At 41.7% G+C, this 12,525-nt stretch carries 2 protein-coding genes; both read right to left on the reverse strand.

All coding sequences use genetic code 11. The features are described from left to right. Positions 1-222 precede the first annotated feature (222 nt). Positions 223-11,124 carry a LysM peptidoglycan-binding domain-containing protein gene (locus tag BLR30_RS12600; RefSeq protein ID WP_089859345.1) on the reverse strand — a complete coding sequence of 3,634 codons (10,902 nt, stop codon included), beginning with the start codon at positions 11,122-11,124 and terminating at the stop codon, positions 223-225. An 18-nt stretch (positions 11,125-11,142) separates the two neighbouring features. Next, entirely contained in the window at positions 11,143-12,486 is a 1,344-nt protein-coding gene (locus BLR30_RS12605; protein ID WP_089859348.1) for a hypothetical protein, read from the reverse strand. Positions 12,487-12,525 lie beyond the last annotated feature (39 nt).

A 12,525-nucleotide genomic window follows, 5' to 3' on the forward strand; every position in this document is an offset into this window, starting at 1 on the left:
AAAACTAGGTATTAAATTTCTTTATTGCAACTTTGTTGCTTTTTTTGAAGAGAAAAAACTCAAGTTGATTTTGCTTGAGTTTTTTAAAAATTATTATTATAAAAGTAATTTGTGAAAATCAGATCGTATTTTCTATAAACTTTTAAATACAAGAAAAATTAATATCCAAGATACGAACAACTGCTATTATAGGTAATAATTATTTTCCTGTTGTAAGAATTTTCACGCATTCAGATCAGTGATATTTTTGTAATATAATACGACATTCTTAAGCGCTATCAGTGGCAGCTTGCTTTCGCTGAGTGATGAGAATACCGCGATATCAATCTGGAACCATGCACCGTTGCTAACGGGTTTGTGCTGGCTATACCATGTTTTAAGAGCATTAGATAGACGACATACAAACGGATCGGCTTCACTGAATGAAGGCTGACATCCTCCGGCAGGTATCTCATAATCTGTTGGTATTTCAAAAACAAATGGTGCAGCAAGTAAGACAGGCAATTCTATAGCAGGTAGAAAATCGTCGGTTCCAGATGTGCTGGGCAAAGGATAATTCCATGATACGCTTAGCTTCATCAATTGTTCTGCCAGCTCATCATAAGTGAAGAAAGTACTTAGGAAATTGGCCAATTGCTGTGCGAGAGGAAGATTTACTCCCGTTTCAGTATTGATCTTCGCAATATCAAAAATATCATCATTGCTAAGCAAAGGGATTAGCTTATTAGAAAATCTTACCAGTGGTGTACGGTAAATAAAGTCATTTACGGTCGGGTTGTAAGGAACGAGGTCTTCATTACGGATAACAGACAGACCCGCCCACGCATACTGGAATTGTAAAACATTCAGTGCATCTACGTTGACGTTGCGGGATGGAATATTAAATGATTCTTCCCATGACAGGTAGGTTTTATCTGCCGCCTGATACCAATATGAATTAGGGATAAGAACTCCATTTTTATCAGTGGCGTTCACTTTTGTATAGTTATCAATCGTCACATAAGGAGTTTTTGGCAATTCTGCTTCCAGAACATCTTTATTACCTCTGTAGAGCGAAAGATCATCGGAAGATATATCCGCGGCCGGAACAATAGTTACAAGCAGACGGTTATCGAAATCGATATCGTCTGTCTGGCGGATAATGAAATCATAAGCGCTTGCAGTACCATTGTCATTAGGATTATTAAATAGCATTCCGCTGTATTGGCTCCAGGCAATAGCAAGATTATTCGTTAAGGTTACCATAGTCTGCAAGGCATAATAAGCATTGTTAAGATTAGGATCACTGTTGTCTGACTGTGCGGTAATCATCTTCAGGTAGCGATTAAAATCATCGAGTACCTGTGGCCATACGGTCACAAACTGAGCAAGGTCACTGAAAAGATCACGGCTAGGAGCTCCGAGCATTCTTGCGGAAAGATTGGGTACCATATTAAACTCAATATCAGAGAATATCTTGTCCTGCGCCGCCTGATCTTCCGTATAGGAATACATGAAATTCCATTCAGATGCTTTTGCCAACCGTGCTTGGGTGGTATCTCCTGATACAGCAACAGCTTTGCCTGTCTGCGTGGTCAATGTTGGCGGTGTAGGATAGTTACGGAGTACTACCGGGATATCCACTGTGCCTAAGCTTTGTTGTAGCGATGCGGCAACAAGATTTTCATTATTGCTGCTTACGTCGGCCGGTATAATGAACGTCAGCCAGTTGGATCCCTGATACCCGTTGATACCGGCAACATCACTGATGTCACATTCCACATGGGTTACTACATAAGTCATATCCAGATCTACACTGGTAAATTCTTTCGCATTTTTAGTGGTGAAACTAAAAGTAAGGAAGGAATCAGTATCTGCTGCATCTTTTTCATTTAGTTGTATTTTGGAAGTAGAGATGCTGTATTCTTTTGCATCGCCATCTGCTTTGTTACTAATCACCGGTGTTCCATATAACCTTGGTGGTGTCTTGTAGTTGCTGTCCGCTGTAAAGTCAGATTCTGCTGTTACTTCAAATTGTACTAAAGCATTTACGGTATAAGCATTACCTAATTGGTTGAGCAATTGTTGTTCAAATTTCTCTTTTGCATTGCCAAGGCTTGTATTATCTCCTGTTGATGGTGAAACATAAGGAGCTTTAAGGATAGGTTCAACTTCTGAAGCGATGGCACCCGCCAAAGTAGTCTTAGCGTTGGTAATAGCCTGTAAATAAGTGGTAGCATCAATTCCCTGAGTTGCTAGCCATTCCTTCTCTTCATCCGAATTTAATTGATCTACGAGGAAGGCTGGTATTGCATAGTCTGCACTCAGAAATACATCAATCGCATTGAGAGATTGCGCTCCCCAGGTATCCATATCTATGCTGGTAAATGTCTGTACTTCTCCTTTGCTGCAATCCAGACCCTGACCTGTTACATATTTGCATATAGGCACTCCGCTTTTAGAAACAAGGCTTGTGGCCAATGGTTTAGGTGCATAGAATACGGCATTCAGCAAACTGTAAGTGTAGATGTTGATACGGTATTGGTTAAATTCTTCTTCAGTCAGCTGTTGTTGCAACGCAGTGTCGAACTCATCCCTGCTTTGATATAGAGTACCGACCAAAGTACTGATAGCTGTGGTAATATCTGCAGGAACACCCTCTGCCGTAAGCTGTGTAATGGATTCTGTAGTTAATTGGTAAGTACCAGCCTGATTAACCCGCCAGTAAATACCCTGTCCGGATTTTAATCCCATACGTACTACAAATACTGCCTGGTTATTCACACCACCTGCTGTGGCTGCATTGGTACCAATGGCAATTTTCAGTTCATAATTACCAACACTTAAGAAAGCCGCTTCAAATAACGTTGCAAACTCATTCAGACTGTATTGCGGATCTGTACCGTTTTGTGCTGGCGTAGACATTGTCTTTGGTTTCACCTGAGTAAGAGCCCGGGTTACCAGATCGCTGTCTTTAAAATCGGTATTAACATATTGCAGGTCACGGTAAAAATCAAGATTTACAGTCAGTTGAAGGATAGAATGGGTATCAATATCTGCTATGTTAACAGGACTCGTGATCGGATCCATAACAGGTGCTGTAGCCTCATTGCCCTGACTTCTTGCGGATAAATAGGTATAAATATCCTTTACAAACTGCAACAACTGGTCGAACTGCTCGCCGGAAAGATCAGTGGTTTTACCTGGAGTAAGAGACGTGCTGAGTGTAATAGTTAAGGTGTTCTTACCATCTATCGGATTTAATTGTGTTAATTGATAATATATGTTTGTATATGTTATCAGGTCGTTGGCGGCATTCTGTTTCCAGTCCTGCTGCTGGTCTGCCGGTACATCAGGCAGTTCATTATAACGCTGAATATTAAAGTTAAATTCTAATTTAAGTTCCGGTTGAGTATTGGCATCAAGATCAAATAAATAACTTAATTCCACGCTTGGCCATTTACCCAATCCTTTTAGCTCATCCACATAGCCGGTTTGTATCGGCGGATTGTTCACCGGTGTAGAAGGATCTAATTGCGGATCGCTGAATGGAGTTACCGTTACGTTACCATAATAATCTACCCAGTCGAAATGTACCTGTACCTGATGACCGATACCACGATACGGATTATCCTCTTCCTGTGGATAGCCGGCCGGATAGGTCATAAATGAATTGGTCTTGGCAAATTTGGCAATCGGCACAACCTGGTTGTAATACCAGATCAGATCATCCTGAGCATCACTGTTCTCTGTTTTGCCCAATACATCGTCCTGTGTTTGTGGTTTGGCAGGACCTGCAGGCAAGCCGACAACACTTTCACTAAACCATTTGTTTTCTACAACCTGATAACTTAGCAGATTGTACATATTGTTGAGGTACACCTCAGCATAATCTGGGTCTGTTACCTTTGGCTGATTGTCAGGATCAGGGTTCGGATTGGTTCTGTTCAGGTCAAAACCTGCGGTGCCTTGTTGTACTGAAGCTACTTTATGCAGTATCTGATCGTTGATGGTAAGGGTTGTCGGACTTACGAAAATATTAGCTACATCTTTTGCAGCCCATGCCATGGCAGCCATATCTATAAAATAATAAGCTGCAATCGTTTCAAATGTAAGACCTGCCTTACCTTCCGTACTGATTGTGTATTGTACCTGAGGTAAGACTATCAGCTGCCAGAGCGGGAGATTGTTCCAGTCGGTAATGTTCGGGTTGAGCTGCTGTATTGCCGCTGTATCAACATTATAATAGGCTGCTATTGATGTCAGGGTATTGCCTGGACCATCAGTTCCTATTTCGCATATCAATCCATCAAAAGTGATTGTCGGAACAGGATATGCTACAGGATCAGTTGCACCTGCTTTGGTGTTAAGTATTACTTTCTTATTCAGATCTACCAATTCGGCAGGCAATATATTGAAGCGGGCAGTTATTGTATCGATTGTATCTTCTGGTGTGTTTACATAATAAGACAGTCCCTCCTGCATTTCGCTTTGCGCATAAACTACACAGGAATTAGCATCGATCTTGTCACCGGTTACCGCACAGTTCATGTAATCTGTAGGCTTGTTATTGTACTGACTGCTGTAGGTAACGAGCAATCGTACATTCGCATTATCTCCTTTTCCAAATATACTGGAAGGGAAACCTGTGTTACCTTCTGTTTCATTATACATGAGGTAATATCCTCCTGAACGGGTAATGCTACACTCCCATAACATACGTATGAAGTCATAAATACTGTTCAGTATTCCTGTATTGGGAGCTTCTTCTGTCACTTCCAAGGCCATCATTCTCATGGCAGGAGTATCAGGATTAGTTTCTGTAGAAAGATTAGCCTGTACAATGAACGTCTTCATGTGTTCCATACCTACGGACAATAAACCGTCTGAGCCTTCATACAACCACTGTATATCGACTATTTTATCCAGATTGTTGTTGGCAGATTTTGGATCTAATGCTAATAACAATCTTTGAAGTATATTAGCACCAGCTTCACCTGCACCTAACAATTCATAACTATAAGCATTGACGGGAGCTGTAGAATCTGTATCAAGAAGTTTAAGTTCAATATCTACCATGGTACTCCAACCGTAATAAGAGGATGGCCAATAGTCCATGACACCTTTGGCAGCATCGTATTGACCTATCTGTATGCTGAATGCAGAACCTTCTTCTTTAGGCAATGCCAACTGGTTGAGCAGACCTGAAGGGAAGTGCCAGATAAGCGGAGATACATTACTTTGACCACCTGGTGATCCGTAAGGTAAATTCAATGCTCCGGATGTCTGCCATTTTGTGGTCGTCTGGAATGTGTATTGTACAGGTTGCAGATTGAAAGGCTGCATAGGTGCAAGCTCCAATACGTCTGGTTTTATACCGTTTGTCTGTGCATAACTAAGCAGAGTATTGATCTGATTGATATCTTCAGGTGTTAATTGTATATCTAATATATTACCACCTTCTTCCTGCATTGATTTTCCATTAAACTGAAGCCAGCTTAACGAATTATTAATGAGCTGTATAGAGAAGTCGGCAGGTATCGTAGCCGGCAGAGCAAACTCCTGACCGGTGAGCGCATATAGCGCACAATTGTTTCCTGTGCAAGGTGAACCCTCGGAAAGAGTAAGTCCCGGAAGATCAGTCGGTAGACGCATACCATGTAACTGATAACGTGATGCCATACCGGATAGCTGTCCGTAAGAATTATTATCGGCAAAGTATTCCAAGATGCTGCCTACAGTTAAATATTGCAGACCCGGGATATTGGCATTGGTAAATCCTTCACCATTATAGAAGAAATTATTTTGCTGCTGGTTGGCATAGTTGGTAGCCAATAATGCTGCTGTGGTATTGTATTGCTGCGCCAGTGTATCCAGCGTATCGGCATTTGCCGCATCAGTAAACTCAGCGGTTGTGTGTATGAAAGGCTGTATCAATACCTGACCGAGCGGTTGTACTTGTTGTGCCTGTACCTGTGCATTGCCTGCAAGATCCTGCGGCGTAACCGTAGTGCCTGCTAATGCTGAAATAGCCGTTGCCATGCTGGTAAGCGTATCACCAGGTACGATTACATACTTAATACTGTTATATTCAAAACTATTGCCTGCAATGAAAAGGCCGGGAGTTATTTGGTTCTGCATCAATAAGGCACTTACATCGAGATTGTTATAAATGATGGTGCTGATGCTGTTAAAGGTATCTTCGTTTTTAGCCGTATAAATTGCCGCTCCAATAATTAGCCAGTTACCTGTTGTGAGGATTGCCGTATTTTGGAAATTACTATCAGCCGCGAGATCACTAAGCGTGGTCTTTAAGCCTGTAGCAACTTCATTAATGGTATCTGTAGATTGTACATTGTATGTATTACCATTGTAAGTAACCGTTTGCGGTGCCAACAAGCCAGGAACGTCTGCGTTCTCTGTAATAAGCATTGTAGCAGTGATGGCATATATACTCGCTACTGAAGTAAAGGTATCACCGTCCAGAATGTTGTACATCACTCCTGTAATAGCTACCGGACTATTGCCGTTAAGCGGATGGGTTTGATTAGCCGTAGCAATATCCTGTACATTTACTTTGTTGCTGGTTCCATCTACGCTAATGCTATTGGCCCAGTTTACCATAGCTGCTAGGCTATTGCCATTGCTGAGACGATAGGTGAAATTATCCATAGCGTCGGATGCATAGCCTGCCAATTGCTTACCAATCAGAACAAAATAGTCTTCAAATACAAAGGTCGACATGCTCCATTCCTGCGGATCGGCCAAGGTTGCAAATCTGGCTGTAGAAGCAGTTTCTTCCTGCATTTTTACGGCAAGTTCATTAAACCATTCTTTTACAGCCGACAGATATTCCTGAGTAGCCATATTATAATTGTTAAACTGAATATCCAATCCTATATCCGGCACTTTTAATTCAAGATCAAAAAACATCGGGAAGATAGCTGCTGCAGTAAGATCTTCTTGTAAAACCTGTACGTTTAGTGCCTGAAAACTGTTTTGCAGAAAACTAAGCAAGTCGTTGGTAGGAATAGGGAAAGGATTTTCTTCGCTGGACAGGAATGCAATTAATGCATCGAGATCCGCTTTTGAAATACCTTCAGTTTCTACTTCTGCACGGGAAGACTGCGAAGGCGTGTGGTCAATGTAGTTCAGTACCAGCCAACTGAAAAAGTCAGAACATAAGTATTCAAAAGAAGTGGTTGCTCCATTGCTATCGCCCGACGGGTCAGGAGCATCAATAAATAAAGTTGCTACATATTGTGCAGTCTGATCTTTCAGATTGCCATTTTCAGGTCCAGCCACCGTTAAATGTGGTACAAAATACAGATTCAGCGTAGGCTGAACGTCAGAGGAATCTTCTGTTAATACAGAACTGTAGTTGATCGGCATATTTGGAGATCGACGAATAACCATCGCATCAGATGCAGTTTGCTCTGTGGTTTCAAATGAATCTATTGCTACAAAATAAACAGGTTTGGCACCATCCAATGGCGTTGCCTGTCGGGCAGGAGCAATACGAAATTCTGCGGCAGGTGAGGATATTCTTGATGCAGCATTTGGCGCCGAAAGATTGTTATTCCAAGGTGCTTGAGCCGTCTGGTCTGTACCAATGGTAAGGTCAAAGCGAATTTTGGCAGTGAAGCTAAAATGAATGGTAATCGAAAAGATTCCTAAATTTAATTTAGCAGAAACTCTTACATCTACCGAAGCTACAATAGCCAATGGTATTTTGTTATACGCTTCAAAGGTTGCCTGTGCGTACACCATTACGGTAATATTTACGCTTGCCGATATAATACCGAAGTCTATAGAACCATATAATTTACCGATGATTCCGATGGTTCCTTGCAGGTAATAATAATAAGAGGTTTCTACCTGTTCTTTATTGCTTTCCTGTAAAGTGCCGCTGTAAGGATAATAAGCGGCTATAACACCTTCAATGACCCCAAACATAGTAACGCTGAAACCGGCGCTGAGCAAACCATAATTCACACTATATCCTACACCTACCTGTAAGCCGATACCGAAAACGATTACCGGATTAAAGTTTCCGTAATTGGTTTTAGGGACTTTATTGGTAGTGGCACTGCTGAGTTTTCCGAAATAGATCCCACCCGAACCCATTGCAGGGATTCCCGGAGGAACAATAGCCTGCAGGGTGAAAGAGCGTGAAAAATCCATATTGTATGGAAAACCAATGTCTACCGTAAAATCACCATTGGTATAAATTTCGACACCAATGGAAGGTAAAGTGATATTGACTGCACCAAACTGCAGATAGCGTAATGCATTAGGAAGGGTAAGATCCATTTGATAAACACCGATGGATTCTGAGATTTTTTTATACATGATCTCAAAATCGAGTCCTTCGAATACTTTGGCTTTCCCGCCTGCCATAGCAATGCGGAGGCCATATAAATTAGGGTCATTAAATACCACCTGCATATCCAGCGTCCATACAGGTTTGTCTTTAGTTCCGGCATTGAGTACACCGAAATTGGTGGCGATGAGCCAGTTGCTGTCTTCGTTGAATTGAAGCAGGGTGTTGCCTGAACCCGGTCCTATAGGAACTGTTCCAGGTGATGGTTCCGTAAAGGCTTCCTGCATTGCCTTTGTGACATCTTTAATAGAGTTGTACTGGGCGGGATTTACCAATTCTACGTGCTGACCCATTGCCAGCAGTCGCAAATCGAAATACTGGGTACCTTGTCCCGGAACCTCAGGCATTTTCTGAATGTCCTGCCCGCCACTTTCTGGTTTAAATAAATTACTTTCGTTGATAGAAGGCACAACGGAATTTCCATCGAATGTAATGAATACCCCTTTCTGATTTTTAGTAAGGTTAATTCCATTAATATTGATGAATATAAGGTCTAATGTTTTAGGTAATTTGTAGGTAACCTTAATATCTTTTGTGTCGAGATTATAAGTTACTGAGAATCCGTCCAGGCTTATTTTGTTGAGTATATCCCATGGTGCATCGAGTTCAAATGTTGGATTAAACAACATCTTCATAAAAGAAGTAATCAATCCACCCAACGTCCAGTTTTTAATGGAAAAAACAATCGTGCGGCTTTGTCCGCTTACATCATACATCGCGGTAAAGCCTTCCCAGGTGATAGCAAGCTGCTGATTGTTGTCTTCGAAATTATAACTGATATCAACAGTAGCGTTAAAATATTCTAATGTTATACTACCTAGAACTCCACCAGAGTATTTGCCGGTGGTGGAATCATTGCTTGCAGCTTCATATTTCAGCCAGAGATTGGCAATGATATTGATCGGCTGGTTGATAATAGGGAAGGTGAAGATCCACTGCAATCCACCTTTTACTTCATAACTGCTTTCTCCTGTTCCGCTCGGAATAGTAGCATCCAATGAAAATTGAGTAATACTCAAACTGTCGGGCAAAAAGCTTGTAGGTAAATTGATAGCCTGGAACAATTGCTTAATGAGTTCTCCCAAATTTAAATTACTGCCTTCAGGCATAGCAAGACTTAAGTCCCATCCGTCAGATGAATTGTAATTCACATCAGTATTAAGCTGTAACTGACCAATAGCAAACAATCCTGATACCTGAGCGGTAAATATGCTTGGTCCGGTGCCGCTTGCGGGTGAAGAAGAAGTGAGGCGTAATGTTCCATCCGTTACCGAAACATTGGTAATGAAGTTAAGGTCAATATTCGCATTAGCATAAAATTCATAATACTTGCTGTTGATATCCATATTGATCCCAAAAGCGGTAAATTCCACCAATAATAGATTTTCCGGGATAGTAATGGCTCCTGCGGTAATAGCTGATAGTAAATTATTAAATGTCACAGATCCTGCAAAGGCAGCAGAAAGCGTAAGGTCTGAAGTGATCTCCACATCAAAACCACCTACGAATATGGTTGGGAAAAAGTTTACGTGTGCGCTGAAATATAAACTTTGGGAGTTGGTACTACCCGGATCAATAATGACCCAATTAACATCAAACTGCTCAATAACGAAATCATCAAAAAGCGTCCATGCACCATTTGAACCTACAAAAGCAGAAACACTGGTAATATTAAGTCCGTTGCTGAAATCCAGACAGGTATTAAACCCTTTAAAGGCTATACTGTTAAGGTACTGTTGCAGGGTAGGAGGGATGTTTTGAAACCAGTTCTGTCCGGCCATTAAACCAAACAAATTAAGTGGTGTAAGCGGCTTGTCTGGCTCAGAATCTACATTCAGCGTAAAAGAAGACGATTCTGATTCAACGGCTGCACTAAAATTCAATACGATCGAATCTCCGGCTTCCAATAATAATTTGAAGTACAAAATAGGGGTTTGTACTTTTTGTGTTTCACCTTCAGTTGGTGTAAGCCCATCGATAGGTTCGTACTCTAAACGTAGTGCCTCTCCTTCGTCTTCCGGATCTGTAGTGACTGTTTCTTCTTCTGTTTTAATCTGAAATCCGACACCCGGATTACTGACTTTAAGAAAACCTAATGATATAAGGGTTGCATCAACAGGCACAAATAAATCTATATCGGGATAAATAATGTCTTCATTATTGACCTGAGAAGGATCTATACTTCCCACAAGTGCCAGCTTGGTAGAAGATGACCAGGACGTGAAAAAATTCACAACAGGCTGAAGCCATTGGGTGAGGGTAATAAAGGCTGCGAAGTTTTGGCCTTCTGTTAATGAAATATTCTTTTGCTGCCAGTTGAAAATGGCTACATCCTGGGTACTGAAAATGAATGAAGGCGAGGTATAAGGAAAATTATCAAATACGCCGCCTGTCATATATTGCCAACTGGTTGCAAATTTCCAGTTGGATAAATTAATTTGTATGGTAAATTGTACTTCATTCGCTTCATTCGCCGTAACGATCAGCGTAACTGAAGTATTTGCTTTTTCTACATTAAGTATTGCTGCCGTGGCATTGGAAATCGTTAAGGTGTTTCCTACAGGCTCAGGAATAGAAGTACCGGAAGTATCAATTAACAAAAATGAGCCATCCGGAAGTTGATAACTTTTGGATAGCAAATCATCCAGCCCTGCTGGCGGGATTAGACCTGAATCAGTAAAAGATGTTGCGTTAATGGTGATTTCTCCATTATTGGCAGCAGCCTGGCTCTTAAACGTTGTAACTAAATTGGATAAGCTCATAATAATAAAATGATTCTGTTAAACGTCCACAATTAATCCCATGTGGTCACTGGTACTGATGATTCTGCGGTAATTATTCCAGCCAACAAAAGAAGTTAGCGCTCCTATATTCCCGGTGACAACTCCTCCGTGCCCTGTCGGGCCGGCTGTAGGAAGAGGAAGGGCGGTAGGCAATCCGCCTGCTAATGCCATGGCAGAATTATAAATTAAACTTCCTTGTGGAGCACCTGCTATTACAGGCACATCCCGATTGTAAGGTGTGCCGGTTACTCTGTTGGCTATGGTGATATTGGTTGCCGGCCCAACAGCCGAGCCTCCACCATAACGTGTTAAAATATTATCTACACTTGAGAAAGTATCTTGTATTACATATTCATAACCCGGATATCCGTTTGTTGCCCAGGGTCTTGCACTGTTATGTGACCTCAGCATGGTACACACATAGCCTTTGTCTGGCCATATGTTAGCCGTAGGATTAATTTGACGCGTATAACCGCCGGCGGTGAGTAAACGATTGTAGGCAATCGGCTCAAAATGAGTATTAAATAAATCAACATTAAAATCTCCCACAATGACTCCTACCTGATTGGCAGCAAGATCTGTAGTCATTTCAAGAATATTGGATAATTGGTTGGTTCCATCAGCTGCCTGTTGTTTTTTGGGCGAAGCATGGAAAGTCAATAATTTAATCATCTTGCCTGCTGCACCTCCTACTCCCGGTTCCCAGAATGTAGTTAAGAAAGGTGTTCTGTTAAGTGCATTAGGAAAACCCAATACGGGAGCCACGCCACCAGCTATAGGGCCGTGAAACTGCCATTGCCCTGCCAGTTGCCTATATGGTACGCCCGGGTTAATCGTGTTAAGCCCACCGGGTGCATTGCCTGCAGGCAGAAGGTTTACCCAGGGAAGCCCATAATTAACCAGGTTACCCGCTCCGATATTGGCTATAGAATCAGAAGGGTTAGCTCCTCCCTGCCAACCCCACGGACCTGTAAATTGCACTCTTGCATGATTATAAAATACAGAAATGCCTTCCTGAACACTTCCCTGTCCTAATCTTAAGGGAGGAATAAGCCGCCAGTCATCACCCGGAAACCAGGTTCTCATTTCCTGCAGTAAGAATATGCTTCCATCAGCCCCGCCGGCAGAAATTAAAGTACCAGAAGCTCCGGCTCCGGTAGATGTTTCTACTACGACAAAAATATCGGGTTTGTTCTGAGTAAGTGTTGTTCTGATTACCCGTTTTCTGTAGCCTGGTTGAGGAGGAATAATAAAAGTACCATCCCTTCTTCTTTTAGCTCGGGGTGCGTCGATCTTGTTAATCGAGAATTGCCGTATGTTCCAGTAAAGTATTCTTGCCATGGTTGTTATTTTTATGTATGCCTTTTTTTTTTATAACAG

This window comes from Chryseobacterium taeanense (assembly GCF_900099685.1).
GTDB lineage: Bacteria > Bacteroidota > Bacteroidia > Flavobacteriales > Weeksellaceae > Chryseobacterium > Chryseobacterium taeanense.